Origin of the sequence: Arthrobacter sp. SAFR-023 (genome assembly GCF_051965295.1) — a bacterium.
Lineage (GTDB): Bacteria > Actinomycetota > Actinomycetes > Actinomycetales > Micrococcaceae > Arthrobacter.
Genome location: NZ_JBQCMF010000002.1, coordinates 42476 through 60727 on the forward strand (window position 1 = coordinate 42476; position 18252 = coordinate 60727).

Here is an 18252-nt window from a genome sequence, read left to right on the forward strand (position 1 = left end):
GAATTACGACGGCGGCGGGCCGGCTCTTCGGGGCCGGCCCGCCGCCGTTTTTGTCTTCGGGGGGCACTAGCTCCGGTAGCGCTCTCCAGCCACCCTGCTTCCGCGAAACCGGAGAGTGTCAGGATGCGGCGGCGCGGCGGCGCCGCTGCTGGAGGACAAGTCCCACAGCGCAAAGCAGCACCCCAGCCACCCCGACGGACACAAAGCCCCCGGCCGCGCCAATGCTGTCGATGAAAAGTCCGGCCAGCGGAGCCCCCAGTGCCACGCCGGCGGTCAGCGCGGACCCGTACCAGCCCATGGCCTCGCCCCGCCTGGCCTCGTCAACCAGTTCGGCCACCTTCTCGGAGGCTGCCGAAAGCACCGGAGCACAGAGGAGCCCCGGCAGCAGCGACAACAGGCTGAGGGTCAGTGTGTCGGTGGCGAAGCCCATGGGAATGGTCAGTGCAGCCATGCCCAGAAGCAGGAGTATCGGTGAGACAGGCCGGTGCATGGCCCCGTAGACGAGGCCGCCGACCACCGAGGCGGCGCACCAGAAGAGGAACACCACACCGATCTCGCCCTGGCGGCCGCCGGTCTCCAGGGCAGCCACGATTCCCACATCGGTGCCGCTGAGCACCATGCCGGCGCCACCGGCAACAGCGAACACCGCGGCTACCGCGGCGGTGAACCAGCCGAAGCTGTGGGCCACCCTGCGCTTCAGGACTGCCCGCCGACTAATGCCCGCGGCCGCCGGGCCGAGTTCAGCGGCAGCCTCCTGCAGGTGTGCGGGGGCCGCGGCCACCACGGCCACCTCTGCGGCAACCTGTTCGTCCGCCTCACACGATTCGCTGCGGACAGCACTGCGGGTGGGCGGGTTGAACCACATGAGGAAGAGCCCGGCCAGCGATGTCGAGACGCCGACGGCGGTCAGCCCCAGCACGGAATGGCCGCTTGTGGCCACCACGGCACCTGCGGCCGGGCCGATCATGAACACCATCTCCGTGCTGACAGCGTCCAGCGCGAAGGCGGTCCTGCGCTGGTCGCCGTCCGCAAGGACCCCCAGGGACTGCCGCACCACACTGAAAATGGGCAGCGTCAGAAGGCCGCCCACGAACACGAGCGGCAGCAGCCACTGATAGGAGACGTGCGGCACGATGGACCAGATGACTGTTTCCGAAATCACGGAGGGTATCAGCGCTCTCCGCAGGCCCGCCGTATCCACCCGGCGGCCGCGCCAAGGGGCGCCGAGCGCGATGCCGATGGTCATCACGGCCGCTGCCGTTCCCGCGGCCGCGTAGCCCTCACCGAGGGTAAGGACGATGTGCAGGGTCAGCAGGACGCCCGCCGCCGAGTGGGGAATGCGGGCGATCATGCCGACCGCCAGGAGCCGCCGGATGGGCCGGACGGCCAGCAGCTCCCGGTACAGGCTGAAATTCACAGGTGGGTCCTCATTCCGCCGCCGGACAGCGCCGGAACGGACCCCACCGGGCCAGCGGCTACTGCGCGGCGCGCCTTAGCTTTACTTCGATCGAATCAACGCGCTCACCAAACAATACATTCCGGCTCCACTCGCTCTGGAGGCCGGCAACGAGGGCCTGGACTGCGGCCGCATCGAGTCCGTCCTCCAGGTAGAGCACCACCCGCAGTTCCGGTCCGGCGCCGCCGCCATCGACGCTGCTCCCCGAAGCCGTGGTTGTGGCTACTCCCCCGCCGGGAAGGACATCGAGTCCGCGGACTGCGGGCTTACCTTCCGCTCCGGCACGCAGCACGGCGGCCAGCTCGGCGTCCAGGTAGGCCGGCACCCACTGCCGCTGCTGCGCGAGGGCCCAGACGCCGGGGCGCCGGACCACGAAGGTCACTTCCGCCCCGGGGTCCACCACCAGCAGCTCGGCCCCCTCGGCGACGGCGGACAAGGCGGCCCGCGCGGCGTACACGGCCACCGGACGGGCCTCCGGGTGCCACGCCGCCAGGGCTGCTGCCGTGCTGAACACCGGCATGGCGAGGCGGCCGTCGGGCGCCTTGAGCGTCACCAGCGCCATGTCCGCCTGCTTGTCTGCGTGCACGCCGTGCGCGCCCTCGGCTTCTTCCGCCAGTTGTGCCACCACGGGGACGAAAACCCGGGCACTGGCCAGTGAGGCAACCACCGCGGCCTCGCCGCCGTCCCCGGCAACAAGAGCGGAGACTGCGGTGAGGTAGCCGGCGTCGGCCGCGCCGTCGTCGTCCTCGAAGTTGTGGATCTTGGCGTCATCACCGGCGAGGCTGCGCCCGGCCCAGGGCTGACCGGCCGAATCGGCGGCGCCACCCGCCCCGGCCAGGGCAGCCTCGATGTGACCGGGCAGCCTGCGAACCGGGGGCAGGTCCGCCGCCGGTCCGCCGCCGTCCGCGGAGTTGCGCTGGTGCTCGGTCACGGCGATGTCCTAGCGGCGGCCGGCGACGTCGAGGGCCTCGGGGAGGGTGAAGGCGCCGGCGTACAGGGCCTTGCCCACGATGGCACCTTCGACGCCGAGCGGCACCAGGGAGCGCAGGACCTTCAAATCGTCGAGGCTGGAAATGCCGCCGGAGGCCACCACGGGCTTGCCGGTCTTTTCCACCATCTGCCGCAGAAGTTCAACGTTCGGTCCCTGCAGCGTCCCGTCCTTGGTTACGTCGGTGACGACGTAGCGGGCGCAGCCAGCCTCCTCGAGGCGGCCCAAAACGTCCCACAGGTCCCCGCCTTCCTTGGTCCAGCCGCGTCCGGCGAGGGTGGTTCCCCGGACGTCCAGGCCGACGGCGATCCGGTCACCGAAGCGGTCGATGGCCCGCGCGGTCCATTCCGGATTCTCCAGAGCGGCGGTGCCGAGGTTCACCCGGGCGACGCCCAGGTCCAGTGCCTTCTCCAGCGATTCGTCGTCCCGAAGGCCGCCGGAGAGCTCGACCTTGATGTCCAGCCGGCCCACCACTTCGCGCAGCAGGTCCGCGTTCGAGCCGCGTCCGAAGGCAGCGTCGAGGTCCACCAGGTGAACCCATTCCGCGCCCTGCTGCTGCCAGTTGAGCGCCGCCTCCAGGGGCGTGCCGTAGCTTGTTTCGCTGCCCGCCTCGCCCTGGACCAGGCGGACGGCCTGGCCGTTCACGACGTCGACGGCGGGAAGCAGTTCAAGTACCGGCAGCTCGTTTTGGCTGGTCATCAGGGGTCCTCAGTTCTTGTAGACGCGGGTTCCCGTGGGCGGCCACTTCTGCGGCGCGCACGGCGGGTTAGTGGGTTATGTGCCGGGAAGGGTCAGCAGGTAGGCGGCCAGCAGAGACATGGCGGCCAACACGTAGAAACCGATCTGGATCCAGAGCGGTTTGCGCTGCTGCCTGAAGGACAGGCCGCCGCCCACCAGGAGACCGGCGAGTCCCATCAGGAGGATTGACCACATCTAGGCGTCCGCCGCCTGCCGGGAGTGCGGCGCGCGGAGCCCGTCGACCCAGTTTTTCAGGAGACGCGCGCCGGCGTCACCGGACTTTTCCGGGTGGAACTGGGTGGCGCAGAGGGGGCCGTTTTCCACGGCGGCGACGAAGGGGCCACCGTGCTCGGACCACGTGACCAGGGGCGGCGCCATCCGCGGCTGGATCACGTCGAAGTCCCAGTTCTGGACGCCGTAGGAGTGCACAAAGTAGAACCGCTCGCCCTCGACGCCGGCGAAAAGCCTGGAGCCTTCCGGGACCTTGACGGTGTTCCACCCCATGTGCGGCACCACTTCCGCCGGGAGGAGCTCCACCTTGCCGGGCCACTCCCCCATGCCTTCGGCTTCGGTTCCGTGTTCGACGCCGGCTTCGAAGAGCACCTGCAGGCCGACGCAGATCCCGAGGACCGGGCGTCCGCCGGCAACGCGGCGGCCGATCATCCGGATGCCGTCAACAGCTTTGAGCTCGCGCATGACCGTTTCGAAGGCGCCGACGCCGGGAACGACCAGCCCGTCGGCGTTCAGCACGTCCTCGGGCTTGGAGCTCAGGATAACCTCCGCACCGGCACGCTCAAGGGCGCGAACGGCCGAACGGACGTTGCCGGAGCCGTAGTCCAGGACGGTGACGGTGGGTTTGCCCTCCGGGGATGCCGGCTTCATTGTGGCGGACGGGTCGAGGATCGCGCCCTCGTGCAGTACTTTGCCGGTCACAGTGCTCCTTTGGTGGACGGAATGCCCTCGACGCGGGGATCCGGCTCGACGGCTGCGCGGAGGGCCCTGGCGAAGGCCTTGAACTGGGCTTCCACGATGTGGTGCGGGTCGCGGCCCGCGATGACGTTCATGTGCAGGCAGATGCCGGCGTGCAGCGTGATGGCCTCGAACACGTGCCGGGTCAGCGAGCCCGTGAAGTGGCCGCCGATCAGGTGGTACTCCTGCCCGGCAGGCTCGCCGCCGTGCACCAGGTAGGGCCGGCCGGACACGTCGACGACGGCGTGCGCGAGGGCCTCGTCCAGGGGCACGGTGGCCTCACCGAAGCGGCGGATGCCCGCCTTGTTGCCCAGCGCGGTGCGCAGGACCTCGCCGAACGTAATGGCAACATCCTCGACGGTGTGGTGGACGTCAATGTGGGTGTCGCCGGTGGCCTTGACGGTCATGTCGATGAGTGAGTGCTTGCACAGGGCCGTCAGCATGTGGTCGTAGAACGGGACCGACGTGCTGATATCCGACACTCCGGTGCCGTCGAGGTTGATCTCCACCAGCACGGAAGATTCGCTGGTGGCACGCTCCATGCGTGCAGTCCGGGCCTCGGCAGCCTTGATACCGGTGTCGCTCATGGTGATAGATGTCCTTTGACGAAGGATGGGGGCAGACCTGACCTGGTCCATATTCAAGTTTAGGCCGGAAGTACGGCCTGCCGGGCCAGGATGCTTTCCAGCGCTTCCAGGAAGGCTGTGGTTTCCGTCTCAGTACCGGCCGTGACCCTCAGGTGGCCGGCGATGCCGACGTCGCGGACGAGCACCCCTGCATCCAGCAGTCCCTGCCAGACCTCATGGGGGTTCTCCAGCCCACCGAAGAAGACGTAGTTGGAATCGGACGCCGCGGGCCGCAGCCCCATCCGCGTCAGTTCCGCGACAATCCGGTCACGCTGCCGTTTGATGTCTTGGACATCGGCCATGAGCGCCTCGCGGTGCTGCAGCGCCGCGAGGGCGGTTGCCTGCGTGACGGCCGACAGGTGGTAGGGAAGGCGCACCAACCGGAGGGCGTCGGTCACCTCCGGGGCGGCAGCCATGTAGCCGAGGCGGGCGCCGGCAAGAGCGAACGCCTTGCTCATGGTCCGGGAGACGATGAGCCGCTCCCGGCCGGGCAGCAGGGTGAGGGCGCTGGGCGTGCCGTCGTGTGCAAACTCGTGGTAGGCCTCGTCCACGACGACGACCGCCTGACTGGCCTCGCCAGCCTCATAGACGGCTTCCACCACGTCCAGGCCCAGGCCGGTGCCGGTGGGGTTGTTGGGTGAGCACAGGAAGACGATGTTTGGCTGGAGTTCCCGCACCTGGTTCGCCGCGGACTCTGCGCTGAGGCCGTAGTCGTCGGCACGCCTGCCGGCGATGTAGGCGGTGTCCGTGCCGCTGGCGAGCAGCGGGTACATGGAGTACGTCGGCGGGAAGCTCAGGAGTGACCGGCCCGGGCCGCCAAACGCCTGGAGGATCTGCTGCAGGACCTCGTTGGAGCCGTTGGCCGCCCAGAGGTTGTCCGCGCCCAGCCCGTGGCCGAGGTATTCAGCCAGGGCTTCCCGGAGTTCAGTAAATTCGCGATCGGGGTACCGGTTGAGCCCGGCGGCGGCCTCGGATACGGCCGACGTGATGGCCGCCCGCACGTCGGCGGGCACGCCATGCGTGTTCTCGTTGACGTTGAGCAGGATCGGAACATCAAGCTGGGGGGCGCCATAGGGGGACAACCCCCTCAGGTTGGTCCGCAGGGGCAGTCGGTTCAGTCGCTCAAGCTGGTCAGTCACTAGGACAGTTTAAGTAACCCGGAGGGCTGGCCGGAAACTGTGACGGTTCCGGCCAGCCGAAACCGCGCCCAATCACCCCTACTTGTTGGGCACAAACAGCTGCTGACCGGGCATGACTTTGCCGGCCTGGAGGTTATTGAGCTGGACGATGTCCGCGATCACGTCCCGGGGATCGCGGTCCGGGTCGACCTGCCCGGCGATGGCCCAGAGTGATTCACCGGGCTGCACCGTGACCGAAACCGTGGGCGTAACCGTCAGGCCACCGGCATTGTCTGCAGCCTTGGCCGGGGAGTTCAGGAGCCCGGTCAGGGACAGGATAGCGGCAGCCAGCAGAACAAGCGGCAGACCGATCAGGACAATGCGGCCACGGCGGGTCAGACGAAGCCGCGGCGGCTTCCCCGTCCGGGACGCCGCCATTGAACTGGACATTGCCTTTGAAGGCATTGCGGCCGAACGGGACATTGCCGTTGAAGTTGATGCTGCTGTTGAAGCTGACATGGCGTGAGCCCTCCTGGACCAAGTTGTGCTGCCTCGTGTTCGAACAAACAGTTCGAACACCGGGCTGCCAAGCGGCCCTCACTAGAACACATGTTCGAACTTTGCTTTTCCTAGTTTTAGCACCTATCGACGAATTAAGTCGAGACTCGCTAGAACAAATGTTTGAAAAAGCACTATGGCTGGCCTACGTTGGAAATCACAGAACAACCACATCTGCAGTTGATCAGCAGGGTCTGACATTTTCAGGCCGGAAGTTCCCGGCCACTGCAGCTACCGCGGCCGGGAGGAACGGAAAGGCGTTGGCGAACATGGCAGCACAGGCCTCTGACGGCAAGGCTCCCCAGCGCAGCCCGCGGTCTCAGCGGACCCCCAAGGGACTCACCGTCCGGCAGAAAAAGATCCTGGAAACCATCCAGCGCTCGGTCAACGACAACGGCTACCCGCCGTCGATGAGGGAAATCGGCGACACCGTCGGCCTGGCCAGCCTATCCAGCGTGACCCACCAGCTCTCGCAGCTGGAAAAGCTTGGCTACCTCCGGCGCGACCCGAAGCGGCCGCGCGCCATGGAGGTCCTGATGCCGCTCACCCTGGATGCAGGGACGGCAAAAACCGGCGGCGCTGACAAGGCCCCGGCCCTGAGCGCCGCAGGCGCGTCCGTATCCGAACTGCCCAGCGCGATGGACACCGCAATGGTGCCGCTGGTCGGCCGCATCGCCGCCGGCGGCCCCGTCCTTGCGGACCAGATGGTGGAGGACCTGATGCCGCTGCCACGCCAGTTGGTGGGCCACGGCGAACTGTTCATGCTCAAGGTCGCAGGGGACTCCATGGTGGACGCCGCCATCTGCGACGGCGACTGGGTGGTGGTCCGGCGGCAAAGCGACGCGGTCAACGGCGACATCGTCGCTGCGCTGCTCGACGACGAGGCGACGGTCAAGACCTTCCGGCAGCGGGACGGGCACACGTGGCTGCTTCCGCAGAACACGCAGTACGAACCCATCCTGGGCGACCACGCCGTCGTCATGGGCAAGGTGGTGTCCGTACTCCGCTCGCTGTAGCCGCTGCAACGTTAGCCCCGGGCTGTTATAGCCCGGGGCTTTTCACGCCTGTGCGCCGGCGAGCCGTTCGAGCGCTGCGACGGCGGTCTTCTTGTCGGTCGTCGGCCAGAACGGCGGCAGGGCAGCCCGCAGGAACCCGCCATAGCGTTCCGTGGACAGCCGGGAATCCAGCACTGCCACCACTCCCTTGTCGTTCGCGGACCGAATGAGCCGTCCTGCCCCCTGGGCCAGCCTGATGGCCGCGTGCGTGGCGGACACGGACATGAACCCGTTGCCGCCGGCCTGGGCAACGGCCCGGGACCGCGCGGTCATCAGGGGGTCGTCCGGGCGCGGGAAGGGGATCCTGTCAATGACCACCAGGCGGCACGATCCGCCCGGCACGTCGACGCCCTGCCACAGGGACATCGTGCCGAACAGGCACGTATCAGGCTCGTCGGCGAACTGCTTCACCAGTGCCGTCATAGTGGATTCGCCCTGGCAGAGAATGCTGACATCCAGCCGCGTGCGCAGGGCGTCCGCCGCTTCCTCGGCCGCCCGTCGTGAGGAGAACAGGCAGAGCGCTCCCCCGCCGGAGGCGCGGATGAGGGACTCGAGTTCGTCCAGCGCCTCCGGCGAAGTGCCGCGGCCCGGTTTCGGCAGGTGCCGTGCCACATAGAGGATGCCCTGCCGGGGGTAGTCGAAGGGCGAACCCACGTCGACGCCGGTCCAGCTCGGCGCACCGTCGCCGACCAGCCCCAGTCCGCCTGCGGCGGGTTCGAAGGCAGAGCCGATGGCCAGCGTGGCCGACGTCAGCACCACTGTATGGCCGGCGAACAGGCCTTCACGCAGCCTGCCTGCGACGCTCAGTGGGGCGATGTTGACCAGAGCCGGGGCAGTCTCGTCCGGCGCCGAGTATCCCTGTTGGGGATCAAACGTGCTGTTCCGGGAGAACCAGACCACCTCACGGTTTTCGCGCGCCGCAATCAAACGTTCGCAAAGCTCCAAAATCACCAGCAGACGGGAGCGCGCAAGCTGCCGCCCGCCGTCGGCCGTTGTGTTGCTGTCCCCCTTGGAGTCCGACAGCGCCGCCCGGCAGGCCTCACGAAGCTGGTCCACACAATCCAGCTGCTCGTCGTTCAGGCCGTTCGGCAGCAAGCCGCTGGGAACGCCGGCGAGGGCGACCTCCAGGTTTGCTGCCGCTGTGTTGAGCGCGTCAACAGTGATCCCGGTGTGCTTGCGGGCGCCGGAGGCCGCGGCATGGACCATGGCCACCGACAGCTGCCCCGAAACCGCGCCGGTCACCCGGTCCTGGAGCTCGTGGGCCTCATCCACCACCACGACGTCGTACTCAGGCAGCACCGCCAGGCCCTCGAAGGCGCTGACGGCCAGCATGGCGTGGTTGGTCACCACGACGTCGGCTTCCGTGGCGTTGTGCCGGGCAAGCTCGCTGAAGCATTCTTCGGCGAGGGGGCATTTCTGCGCGCCGAGGCATTCCATGGACGTGACGGACACCTGCCGCCAGGCCCGGTCCGTGACGCCGGGAAGGAGCTCGTCACGGTCGCCCGTGGTGGTCTGCTCCGCCCATTCCCGGAGTCTGACCACCTCCTTGCCGAGCTGCGACGAGGGACCGCCCATCGCCGCGGCGAAGTGCGGAACGCTGGTGTCCTCGCCCAGCGAGAAGAGCTGGCCCTCCGAGGGTTCCTCGGAGGGAAAGCCGCCCTCCAGCTTGTGCCTGCAGACGTAGTTCGCGCGGCCCTTGACCAGTGCCACCTTCACGGGCCGGTCGAGTGCCGGTTTGAGGCTCTCCAGCAGCCGCGGGAGGTCACGGCCCACGATCTGGGTCTGCAGCGCGAGGGTGGCGGTGGAGACGAGGGTCGGCTTATTGCTCTCCAGCGAGTGCGCGATGAGCGGGACCAGGTAGGCCAGCGACTTGCCGGTTCCCGTGCCGGCCTGCACCAGCAGGTGGTCGCCGGTTTCGATTGCCCGCGCCACCTGCCGGGCCATCTCGTGCTGGCCGCTGCGGCTTTGGCCGCCCATGCCGGCCACGGCGCGGTCGAGCAGGTCAAGTACGAGCTGCTCTCGGGCCGTGGCCGCGGCGCCGGCGGCTGCCGCCCCGTCAGTCATCGGTGCTGAAGGATTCCAGTTCAGCCGCGAGGCCTTCCCGGACCATGACAACGGCGCGGGTGCCGGCCTCTTCGTGCTCCAGGCTCAGGATCTCCGCATCGGAGTCGTGCAGCTTGCTGATGAGATCCCCGCGGTGGTAAGGCACGAGGAGCTGCATCTTGACGCTGGGCCGCGGGATGGCCTCGCTGATCGCCTCGAGCAGCTCGGCAATGCCCTCCCCCGTACGTGCCGAAACCACCACGTGCCGCGGTTCGCGCTGCTTCAGCCGCTCCACCACAAACGGGTCGGCGGCGTCGGCCTTGTTCAGAACGATGATCTCGGGCACCTTGCGGGCGTCCACCTCGGCGAACACCGACCGGACGGCGGCGATCTGGCCCTCTGGGTCCGGGTGCGACACGTCCACGACGTGCAGGATCAGGTCTGCATCCGCCACTTCCTCGAGGGTGGAACGGAAGGCCTCCACCAACTGGGTGGGAAGGGACCGGACGAACCCCACGGTGTCGGCCAGCGTGTACCCCATTCCGTCGGCGGTCTCTGCCTTGCGGACGGTGGGATCCAGGGTGGCGAACAGGGCGTTCTCGACCAGGACTCCGGCATCGGTGAGGCGGTTCAGCAGCGAGGACTTGCCGGCGTTGGTGTATCCGGCGATGGCCACGGACGGGACTGCATTACGACGGCGGTTGGCCCGTTTGGTCTCCCGTGCAGGCTTCATCGCGGCGATCTCCCGACGCAGCTTGGCCATCCGGGTGCGGATCCTTCGCCGGTCCAGTTCGATCTTGGTTTCACCGGGCCCACGGGAGCCCATGCCGGCGCCGGCGCCGCCCACCTGGCCACCGGCCTGGCGGGACATGGATTCACCCCAGCCGCGGAGGCGCGGAAGGAGGTACTCGAGCTGCGCCAGCTCCACCTGGGCCTTACCTTCGCGGCTCTTGGCGTGCTGGGCGAAGATGTCAAGGATGAGGGCCGTGCGGTCGATGACCTTCACCTTGACGATGTCTTCAAGGCCGCGCCTCTGGGAGGGCGCGAGTTCGGCGTCCACAACGACGGTATCGGCGCCGGTGGACATCACCACGTCCTTGAGTTCCAGGGCCTTGCCGGAACCGAGGAAAGTGCCGGGGTCCGGCTTGGCCCGCCGCTGGACCAGTCCGTCGAGGACTTCCGAGCCCGCAGTTTCCGCCAGGGCGGCGAGTTCACGCAGGGAATTCTCGGCGTCGGCTAGCGTGCCTTCGGTCCAGAGGCCGGTGAGTACGACGCGTTCCAGACGCAACTGCCGGTATTCGACTTCGGTGACGTCTTCGAGTTCGGTGGACAGCCCGGCCGTGCGTCGCAGTGCCCGGCGTTCCTCGAGGTCCTGCTGGTCGCCGTCGTATGTGCTGTGCTCTTCCGCAAGCTGCGAGATGGCCTGCGCCTTGCCCAAAACACCCTGGCTGTCAGCGCGGCTGCCGTTGGCAGGTGCGGCGTTCTTGGCTGGGACGTCCTTGGCGAGGATCCGGTCGATAACAGCCTGGATCTCCTCAGGACTCATGTCCTGGGCTGCCGGCTCGGATCCGGGATTTTGCTGATTGGTCATGGTCTCCTTTGAAGGTTCTGCATCTTCAGAATAGTGCTGATTGCCGCCCTTGGCAGCGGTATTCGCGCTGGGCTGACTACGAGGGGTCATGGAGGGTCTCCTGAAATGCCGGCAGACGTCGGGCATGGCCGGCGGGAAGCGGTCTGATTGAGTGCTGTTCGGGCTGCGATCCTGCGGAAGGTCTGTGCCTGCAAAGGGCAATACCTGCGTCGCATTGGAGGGGAGCCATTGGCCGGTGCCGGCGGCTAAAGGCCGCGGGCAAAAAGAAGTACCGGCTACTCAAAAATCAGGAACATGCCTTCAATGTTACCAGAACGGGCAGGCGGCCTTCCCGTCAGCCGGTTTCCCATCGGGCGGGCAGCCCACTAATCTGGCCAGTTATGGAGTCTGCCCACTATTTCAGCGCATCACCGGCGGGGCCGTTTACCCGCAAGCCCCTCACAGTGGAACTGGCCGGTGAAACGCGGAAGCTGCAGACCTCGTCCGGCATCTTCAGTCCGGACGGGATCGACAAGGGCACAGCCATCCTGCTGGCCGAGGTTCCGGCGCCTTCGCCGCAGGGAAACCTGCTCGACATCGGCTGCGGGTGGGGACCCATCGCCCTCACCATGGCGCTCCGGGCACCGCACGCTCAGGTCTACGCCGTGGACGTCAATGAACGATGCATCGCGCTCACCAACGGGAACGCCGGACTGCTGGGGCTGAACAATGTCACGGCCAGCACGCCCGAGAACGTGGATCCCGAAATCCGCTTCGACACCATCTGGTCCAATCCGCCGATCCGGATCGGCAAGGATGAGCTGCACTCACTCCTGCTGCTCTGGCTGCCGAGGCTGGCACCGGGCGGTTCGGCGTGGCTGGTGGTGCAGAAGAACCTGGGCTCGGATACGCTTCAGCGCTGGCTGGCGGAGGTTTTGGATAGCTCCTTCACGGTGACGCGGGAAAGCACGTCCAAATCCTTCAGGATCCTGCGGGTCAGGAAAGCGTCCCAGTAGCAACGATCGTGGCCGGGCCGCTGAGCTCAACGTGCTCGCGGCCGCCGGCGACGGTGAAGAACTTCACGCCCACGACGCCGCCCGGCACCTTCACCTGCCAGGCGTCCGGGGCGCCCTGCCCGGCCCAGTGCCGGATGGCCACCGCCGCGGCGCACGCACCGGTGCCGCAGGACTGCGTTTCGCCGACGCCACGCTCGTGGACCCGCATGGTCACGGTGCCCACACCCTCGTGCACCAGCGGCTCGGCCGGGACAACGAACTCAACGTTCGTGCCATTGGCGGGCGCCGGGTCGACGTGCGGGGCGGCAAAGAGCCGGGTCTCCCGGAGTTCGGACAGCTCGGCCAGGGCAACGACCGTGTGGGGGTTACCCATGCTGACGGACAGCGCCGGCCGCGGCACCTCGAGTCCCTCGGCGCTGACCAGTGAATCCATGGCACGGGCCGCTGCCTCGTCCGGGAAGATGAACTCCCAGGGGCCCATGTCGACGGCGTAGCCGTCACCTGTGCGGACGATGGTCTTGACGCCGCCGCGGGTGCCGATGGTCAGTGAGCCGCCGGCCGGCAGCTGAGCCAGGCCTTCGGCCAGGAGGAAGTGGACAAACACGCGCACGCCGTTGCCGCACATCTCTGACAGGGAACCGTCACCGTTGTGGTAATCCATGAACCACTCGGCGTCGGGGTTCTCAGCAAGAATCTGGCGGCCCTCGTCAAGGAGACGGGACGGGACGGCGCGGATGAGTCCATCGCCGCCGATGCCGCGGTGGCGGTCGCACAGCTGGGCGACCTGCTCCGCGGAGATCGCGTGCACGCCCTCGGGATCAGCGACCAGGACAAAGTCGTTGCCTGTTCCGTGGCCCTTGGAGAACCGCAGTCCGCTCAGTGTGGTGGCGGCGGGCCGGGCTGTTTCTGCAAGGGTTTCATTCATGGTTCAAGGTTACCCGTCCGCCGGTGGCGCCAGAAAAACGCTGTGGATCTGCCTCGCCGGCTGCGGGTGCTGGTGAGGAGGATGCCGGCGACCACAATCACACCGCCGGCTATTTGCGCGAAGGTGTAGGGACGGCCGGAGAGGATTGTGAACAGGGCTGTGAAGACGGTGATGAGGTTAAGGAACACTCCGGCGTTGCCGGCGGGGATGACTGTCAGTGCGCGGTTCCAGAGCAGGTAGGACAGCACTGACGGGAAGAGCGCGATGAAGGCCAGGGAAACGATGGCACCCTGCGTGGACGGCAGCACGGGACCGCCGGCAGCGAGGCTGAGTGGCGTGAGGACGGCAACGGTGATCGCGGCCTGGACGGCCGTGGTGGTTATCGGGGGCAGCGGCGGAGCCAGGCGCCCGGTGATCGTATACGCGGACCATGCTGCAATGGCTCCGAGCATGAAGAGCTCACCGGTCCCGAACCCGGCCTGCAGCAGCTTGCCCAGGTCGCCGTTGCTGAGGACAAGCAGCACCCCGACGAGCGCGATCAGGACGCCGCCCGCTGCCCGGCGGGTCAGGCGTTCGCGCAGGAAGGCGGCAGCGGCCAGGGTGATCAGTGCAGGGTTGAACGCATTGATGAGGGACGCGTTGAACGCATCTGTGTGCTCGAGGGCCGTGTACAGAAGCAGGTTGTAGCCCAGCAGCCCGGACACACTCAGTGCGATCAGCCACGGCCACGCGGCCAGCACCTGGCGCCACTGCGGGCGCTCCACCAGCTGCGCGATGGCCAGCAGCGGAACCAGGGCCAGCGACCAGCGCAGCAGGACCAGGCTGAGGGGATCGATGCTCGCGACCGCGCCGGCCCCGACAACGTAGTTGCCGGCCCAGAACAGAGTCGCTCCCAGCAGCGAAGCGACGGCGACGATGAGGGCACGCCGCGAGGAGTGCTTTGGCGTGGTGGCAACTGCGAGGGTCATACGGGTCTTTCTTCCAGTGCGTTGTTGCGGGCTTGGCTCAGCGGCAGAGCCCGGCTGCCTTGGCGGCGAGATGAGGGTCCTGCCAGTCCAGCCAGCTGATGCGGGGGTCGGCCCGGAACCACGTCAGCTGCCGGCGGGCGAACTGCCTGGTGGCCACGATGGTTTCTTCGGCTGCCTGCGCTGCATCCGCTTCGCCGTCGAGCACCTTGAGGAACTGGGCGTAGCCGAGTGCGCGGGGTGCGGTCTTGCCACGGCGAAGGCCCTGGGCGTCCAGCCGTTCGACTTCGGCCAGCAGCCCCCGCTCCACCATGCGGTGCACGCGGACGGCGAGCCGGTCGCGCAGCTGCTCCCGGTCCACCTCCAGCCCGATCTGGAGGGCGGGCTGGTGGTACTCGCGGGTCGGCATGAAGGAGCTGAACGGGCGCCCGGTCAGCTCGAACACTTCCAGCGCGCGGATGATGCGGCGGGCGTCGCCGAGGCGGCCGGCGGAGACGGGGTCTACCGCCCGCAGGCGGTCCAGCAGCACCGCGGATCCTTCCGCAGCGTTCTCCTGTTCCAGCCGGGCACGGATTTCCGGATCGGTTCCCGGGAAGTCCAGCACATCGAGGGCGGCGCGGACATACAGGCCCGACCCGCCGGCCAGGATGGCCCGCTTGCCGCGGCGGTGGATATCCGCGACGGCGTCCCTTGCCTGCTGCTGGAAGTCGGACACCGACGCTTCCTGCGTCACGTCCAGGATGTCCAGCAGGTGGTGCCGGACGCCGCGCTGTTCAGCCTCGGTGACCTTGGCGGTGCCGATGTCCATGCCGCGGTAGAACTGCATGGCGTCGGCGTTGATCACTTCGCCGTCCAGGGCCAGGGCAAGATCGACGGCGAGGTCGGACTTGCCTGAACCGGTGGGGCCGACAACCGCTATGACGGGGAGTTGGCCCGCCACCGGGTCAGCGGCTCCGCACCGGGAGCGAGGGCATGCCGAGCGACACGCCCGTCCTGCCCGCTGCACCCGCCGCGCCAGGGGCGGGCGCACCGCAGGAATCGGCCTGCGCCCTGTCCCAGGCATCGCCGGCGCGCGACCGGCGCAGGGAGTAGTCGGCTGCGGAGGCAGGATCGGCGACCAGGTGGAAGGCGGCCGCTTCCGTAATGGTGACGGTCACCAGGTCTCCGGGACGCGGGGCAGGAGCGCCCTCGGGAACCGTGAAGTGGACGAGGCGCTGGTCCTGCGAACGGCCCGAGAGGCGGTGCGTTTCCTCGGACTTGCGGCCGGACTGGGCGGTGACCATGACCTCGACGCGGCGTCCCAGCTGCTTGGCGTTCTCCTCCGCGGCAATGCGGTCCTGGAGAGCGGTGAGGCGCTCGAAGCGTTCCTGCACCACCGCCTTGGGCAGCTGGTCCGGCAGGTCCGCGGCCGGCGTGCCGGGCCGCTTCGAGTACTGGAAGGTGAAGGCCGTGGCGAAGCGAGACTTTTCGACGACGTCCAGGGTCGCCTGGAAATCCTCCTCCGTCTCCCCCGGGAAACCAACGATGATGTCCGTGGAGATCGCCGCATGCGGCATCTTGGCGCGGACCTTGTCCAGGATCCCCAGGAACTTCGCCGACCGGTAGGAACGCTTCATGTCCCGCAGGACCTTGTCCGATCCCGACTGGAGCGGCATGTGCAGCTGCGGCATGACGTTGGGCGTCTCGGCCATGGCGTCGATGACGTCATCGGTGAACGCAGCCGGGTGAGGGCTCGTGAAACGCACCCGTTCCAGGCCCGGGATCTCGCCGCAGGCGCGGAGCAGCTTGGAGAAGGCCTGGCGGTCGCCGAACTCCACCCCGTAGGAGTTCACGTTCTGGCCGAGGAGCGTCACTTCGATGGCGCCGTCGTCCACCAAGGCCTGGACCTCGGCGAGGATCTCCCCCGGCCGGCGGTCCTTTTCCTTGCCCCGCAGGGCAGGGACGATGCAGAAGGTGCAGGTGTTGTTGCAGCCGACCGAAATGGACACCCAGCCCGAATAGACGGAATCGCGTTTGGTGGGCAGCGTGGACGGGAAGACGTCCAGCGACTCAAGGATTTCCAGCTGCGCCTCGTTGTTGTGGCGCGCCCGGTCCAGGAGGGCAGGCAAGGCGCCGACATTGTGCGTGCCGAAGACGGCATCCACCCAGGGCGCCTTCTTCAGGATGGTTTCGCGGTCCTTCTGGGCCAGGCAGCCGCCGACGGCGATCTGCATCCCCGGGTTGGCGGCTTTGATGGGGGCCAGCTGGCCGAGGTTGCCGTAGAGCTTGTTGTCGGCGTTTTCCCGCACTGCGCAGGTATTGAAGACGACGACGTCGGCCTGGGCACCGTCCGCCGGTACATAACCGGCGGCCTCCAGCATGCCCGCTATGCGCTCGGAGTCGTGAACGTTCATCTGGCAGCCGAAGGTGCGCACCTGGTAGGTGCGGGGCACGACGGCGCCGCCGGTTGCGTTTTCGGTGCCGGATGCGGGGGAAGGGTAGGTCAGACTCACCCATTAAGGGTACCGGCTGCCACGAGTGCCGGCCGCGTTCACTCCCGGCGTTCGATCACTCCCAGGACGGGGCGGCCCCGTAGGTGTCCTCCCCGGACGCGGCGCCGCCGGCTGCGGCGTCCAGGACCTCCCCCACGATCCGGAAAGCCTGCGAGGGCTGGTACCCCTTGCGCGCGAGCATGGACGCGAGCCGCCGCGTGGTCTTGTCGCGTTCCGCCCGGTCAGTCAGGTCCGTGCCCGGCCGTAGCTTGCGCTGCACGAGGTGGCGGGCGGCGGCTTCCTCGTCCTCGTCGCTGACCTGCTCCAGGGCAGAGGCCGCCGTGTCAGGGTCAATGCCCTTGTCCGCGAGCTCCCGGCGCAGGGCGCCCCTGGCGAGCCTGCGCGACTGCGACCTGCTCCGCACCCACATGTCCGCGAATTCGGCGTCGTCGACGAGCCGGACCTCTTCGAAACGGTCCAGCACGGCCGCGGCGACGTCCTCCGGCACGTTGCGCTCGGCCAGCTTGCGTTCAAGCTGCAGCCGGCTCTTGGGCGATGCGGTCAACTGGCGCAGCACGATGGCGCGCGCCACCGATACCGGATCTGAGTCCCGGTCCTCATCGGGGTCCGGGCTGGGCCCTGCTTCCCGGTCCCCTCCGGCCTTGGCAAAGGCCGAAGAGGACCGGCGTCTGCTAGAAGCCGTCAACGGCCTTCAGCTTCGGTGAAGCTTCGGCGTCGGCCGCCGGCTTGGTTCCCACGCCGAGCTTTTCCTTGATGAGCCGTTCCAGTTCCGCGGCGAGTTCCGGGTTGTCGCGCAGGAAGCGGCGCGAATTCTCCATGCCCTGGCCGAGCTGGTCGCCGTCGTAGGTGAACCACGACCCGGACTTCTTGATGATGCCGTGCTCCACGCCCATGTCGATGATGCCGCCCTCGCGGGAGATGCCCTGGCCGTAGATGATGTCGAATTCGGCGATCTTGAAGGGCGGGGCCATCTTGTTCTTGACGATCTTGGCCTTGGTGCGGTTGCCGACGGAATCGGCACCTTCCTTCAGGGTCTGGATGCGGCGGACGTCGATACGCACGGAGGCGTAGAACTTCAGCGCCTTACCACCGGTGGTGGTTTCCGGGGAACCGAAGAACACACCAATCTTTTCGCGCAGCTGGTTGATGAAGATGGCGGTGGTCTTGGTCTGGCTCAGCCGGCCGGTGATCTTTCGCAGGGCCTGGCTCATGAGGCGGGCCTGCAGACCAACGTGGCTGTCGCCCATGTCGCCTTCGATTTCCGCGCGCGGCACCAGCGCTGCCACGGAGTCAATGACGACGATATCCAGCGAGCCGGAGCCCACCAGCATGTCCATGATCTCCAGGGCCTGCTCCCCGGTGTCCGGTTGGGAGACCAGCAGGGCGTCCGTGTCCACGCCGAGCTTTGCGGCGTACTCGGGATCGAGGGCGTGCTCGGCGTCGATGAAGGCGGCGATGCCACCGGCGCGCTGGGCGTTGGCCACAGCGTGCAGGGCCACGGTGGTCTTACCTGACGATTCCGGGCCGTAGATCTCGACGACGCGGCCCCGCGGGAGCCCTCCGATTCCCAGTGCGACGTCCAGCGCGATGGAGCCGGTCGGGATGACCTCGATGGGGGCGCGTGTTTCGTCGCCCAGCCGCATGATCGATCCCTTGCCGAACTGCTTGTCAATCTGCGCGAGCGCTGCTTCAAGCGCTTTTTCACGATCCGGGGCTGCCGCCATGGTTCACAC

The 18252-nt window shown here is 67.7% G+C and carries 18 protein-coding genes; 2 read left to right on the forward strand and 16 right to left on the reverse strand.

Annotated features, from left to right (window positions below; genetic code table 11):
• Positions 1 to 118 precede the first annotated feature (118 nt).
• The 8 genes from ACTHQX_RS02375 to ACTHQX_RS02410 all read right to left on the reverse strand — a co-directional run bounded on the left by ACTHQX_RS02375 (position 119) and on the right by ACTHQX_RS02410 (position 6345).
• Positions 119 to 1417: an MFS transporter gene (locus tag ACTHQX_RS02375; protein ID WP_236807897.1), complete on the reverse strand. Its 1299-nt coding sequence runs from the start codon at positions 1415 to 1417 to the stop codon at positions 119 to 121.
• A 58-nt stretch (positions 1418 to 1475) separates the two neighbouring features.
• Positions 1476 to 2387: an SseB family protein gene (locus tag ACTHQX_RS02380; protein WP_440158619.1), complete on the reverse strand. Its 912-nt coding sequence runs from the start codon at positions 2385 to 2387 to the stop codon at positions 1476 to 1478.
• A gap of 9 nt (positions 2388 to 2396) precedes the next feature.
• On the reverse strand, positions 2397 to 3143 hold the full coding sequence (priA, locus tag ACTHQX_RS02385; RefSeq protein ID WP_087873510.1) for a bifunctional 1-(5-phosphoribosyl)-5-((5-phosphoribosylamino)methylideneamino)imidazole-4-carboxamide isomerase/phosphoribosylanthranilate isomerase PriA: 747 nt from the start codon (positions 3141 to 3143) through the stop codon (positions 2397 to 2399).
• 75 nt (positions 3144 to 3218) lie between these two features.
• Complete coding sequence (locus ACTHQX_RS02390) at positions 3219 to 3377, reverse strand: hypothetical protein (protein WP_180987215.1); 159 nt, start codon at positions 3375 to 3377, stop codon at positions 3219 to 3221.
• Positions 3378 to 4115, reverse strand: a complete 738-nt coding sequence (gene hisH / locus ACTHQX_RS02395; protein WP_236807896.1) for an imidazole glycerol phosphate synthase subunit HisH — start codon at positions 4113 to 4115, stop codon at positions 3378 to 3380. It abuts the gene before it with no gap.
• The gene (hisB, locus tag ACTHQX_RS02400; RefSeq protein WP_003798736.1) at positions 4112 to 4738 is read right to left on the reverse strand and encodes an imidazoleglycerol-phosphate dehydratase HisB; all 627 of its coding nucleotides are present in this window, start codon (positions 4736 to 4738) and stop codon (positions 4112 to 4114) included. Before hisB ends, hisH begins: the two co-directional genes overlap by 4 nt.
• Before the next feature lie 59 nt (positions 4739 to 4797).
• Positions 4798 to 5916 carry a histidinol-phosphate transaminase gene (locus ACTHQX_RS02405; protein WP_236807895.1) on the reverse strand — a complete coding sequence of 373 codons (1119 nt, stop codon included), beginning with the start codon at positions 5914 to 5916 and terminating at the stop codon, positions 4798 to 4800.
• Positions 5917 to 5994: 78 nt separating this feature from the next.
• Complete coding sequence (locus ACTHQX_RS02410) at positions 5995 to 6345, reverse strand: LysM peptidoglycan-binding domain-containing protein (RefSeq protein WP_236807894.1); 351 nt, start codon at positions 6343 to 6345, stop codon at positions 5995 to 5997.
• A 377-nt stretch (positions 6346 to 6722) separates the two neighbouring features.
• On the opposite strand from ACTHQX_RS02410, the gene lexA reads away from it, so the two are divergent.
• On the forward strand, positions 6723 to 7469 hold the full coding sequence (gene lexA, locus ACTHQX_RS02415) for a transcriptional repressor LexA (RefSeq protein ID WP_236807893.1): 747 nt from the start codon (positions 6723 to 6725) through the stop codon (positions 7467 to 7469).
• A gap of 42 nt (positions 7470 to 7511) precedes the next feature.
• Here the strand turns inward: lexA and ACTHQX_RS02420 are convergent, their stop codons facing one another.
• Both ACTHQX_RS02420 and hflX read right to left on the reverse strand, forming a co-directional pair.
• Positions 7512 to 9572: an ATP-dependent DNA helicase gene (locus ACTHQX_RS02420; RefSeq protein ID WP_236807892.1), complete on the reverse strand. Its 2061-nt coding sequence runs from the start codon at positions 9570 to 9572 to the stop codon at positions 7512 to 7514.
• The gene (gene hflX / locus ACTHQX_RS02425; RefSeq protein WP_236807891.1) at positions 9565 to 11142 is read right to left on the reverse strand and encodes a GTPase HflX; all 1578 of its coding nucleotides are present in this window, start codon (positions 11140 to 11142) and stop codon (positions 9565 to 9567) included. The genes ACTHQX_RS02420 and hflX overlap by 8 nt, the downstream gene beginning before the upstream one ends.
• 380 nt (positions 11143 to 11522) lie before the next feature.
• Between hflX and ACTHQX_RS02430 the strand changes: the two genes are divergently transcribed.
• On the forward strand, positions 11523 to 12137 hold the full coding sequence (locus ACTHQX_RS02430) for a class I SAM-dependent methyltransferase (protein ID WP_236807890.1): 615 nt from the start codon (positions 11523 to 11525) through the stop codon (positions 12135 to 12137).
• Here ACTHQX_RS02430 and dapF read toward each other — a convergent pair.
• The 6 genes from dapF to recA form a co-directional block, all read right to left on the reverse strand.
• Complete coding sequence (gene dapF / locus ACTHQX_RS02435) at positions 12118 to 13062, reverse strand: diaminopimelate epimerase (protein WP_440158618.1); 945 nt, start codon at positions 13060 to 13062, stop codon at positions 12118 to 12120. The genes ACTHQX_RS02430 and dapF overlap by 20 nt on opposite strands.
• On the reverse strand, positions 13059 to 14030 hold the full coding sequence (locus ACTHQX_RS02440) for a DMT family transporter (protein ID WP_440158617.1): 972 nt from the start codon (positions 14028 to 14030) through the stop codon (positions 13059 to 13061). Before ACTHQX_RS02440 ends, dapF begins: the two co-directional genes overlap by 4 nt.
• Positions 14031 to 14067: 37 nt before the next feature.
• Entirely contained in the window at positions 14068 to 14967 is a 900-nt protein-coding gene (gene miaA, locus ACTHQX_RS02445; RefSeq protein ID WP_440158616.1) for a tRNA (adenosine(37)-N6)-dimethylallyltransferase MiaA, read from the reverse strand.
• 4 nt (positions 14968 to 14971) lie between these two features.
• Positions 14972 to 16519 carry a tRNA (N6-isopentenyl adenosine(37)-C2)-methylthiotransferase MiaB gene (gene miaB / locus ACTHQX_RS02450; RefSeq protein WP_440158615.1) on the reverse strand — a complete coding sequence of 516 codons (1548 nt, stop codon included), beginning with the start codon at positions 16517 to 16519 and terminating at the stop codon, positions 14972 to 14974.
• Between the two features lie 55 nt (positions 16520 to 16574).
• On the reverse strand, positions 16575 to 17090 hold the full coding sequence (locus ACTHQX_RS02455; protein ID WP_236809162.1) for a regulatory protein RecX: 516 nt from the start codon (positions 17088 to 17090) through the stop codon (positions 16575 to 16577).
• Positions 17091 to 17190: 100 nt separating this feature from the next.
• Positions 17191 to 18243 (reverse strand): recombinase RecA, encoded by a 1053-nt coding sequence (gene recA / locus ACTHQX_RS02460; protein ID WP_003798759.1) that lies wholly within the window; start codon positions 18241 to 18243, stop codon positions 17191 to 17193.
• Positions 18244 to 18252 lie beyond the last annotated feature (9 nt).

Excerpts from the sequence above, each read along its gene's own strand:
- hisB (WP_003798736.1), bottom strand. The coding sequence starts at position 4,738 with ATGAGCGACACCGGTATCAAGGCTGCCGAGGCCCGGACTGCACGCATG.
- ACTHQX_RS02440 (WP_440158617.1), bottom strand. The coding sequence starts at position 14,030 with ATGACCCTCGCAGTTGCCACCACGCCAAAGCACTCCTCGCGGCGTGCC.
- dapF (WP_440158618.1), bottom strand. The coding sequence starts at position 13,062 with ATGAATGAAACCCTTGCAGAAACAGCCCGGCCCGCCGCCACCACACTG.
- recA (WP_003798759.1), bottom strand. The coding sequence starts at position 18,243 with ATGGCGGCAGCCCCGGATCGTGAAAAAGCGCTTGAAGCAGCGCTCGCG.
- ACTHQX_RS02410 (WP_236807894.1), bottom strand. The coding sequence starts at position 6,345 with ATGTCCAGTTCAATGGCGGCGTCCCGGACGGGGAAGCCGCCGCGGCTT.
- ACTHQX_RS02390 (WP_180987215.1), bottom strand. The coding sequence starts at position 3,377 with ATGTGGTCAATCCTCCTGATGGGACTCGCCGGTCTCCTGGTGGGCGGC.
- priA (WP_087873510.1), bottom strand. The coding sequence starts at position 3,143 with ATGACCAGCCAAAACGAGCTGCCGGTACTTGAACTGCTTCCCGCCGTC.
- ACTHQX_RS02420 (WP_236807892.1), bottom strand. The coding sequence starts at position 9,572 with ATGACTGACGGGGCGGCAGCCGCCGGCGCCGCGGCCACGGCCCGAGAG.
- lexA (WP_236807893.1), top strand. The coding sequence starts at position 6,723 with ATGGCAGCACAGGCCTCTGACGGCAAGGCTCCCCAGCGCAGCCCGCGG.
- hflX (WP_236807891.1), bottom strand. The coding sequence starts at position 11,142 with ATGACCAATCAGCAAAATCCCGGATCCGAGCCGGCAGCCCAGGACATG.
- ACTHQX_RS02430 (WP_236807890.1), top strand. The coding sequence starts at position 11,523 with ATGGAGTCTGCCCACTATTTCAGCGCATCACCGGCGGGGCCGTTTACC.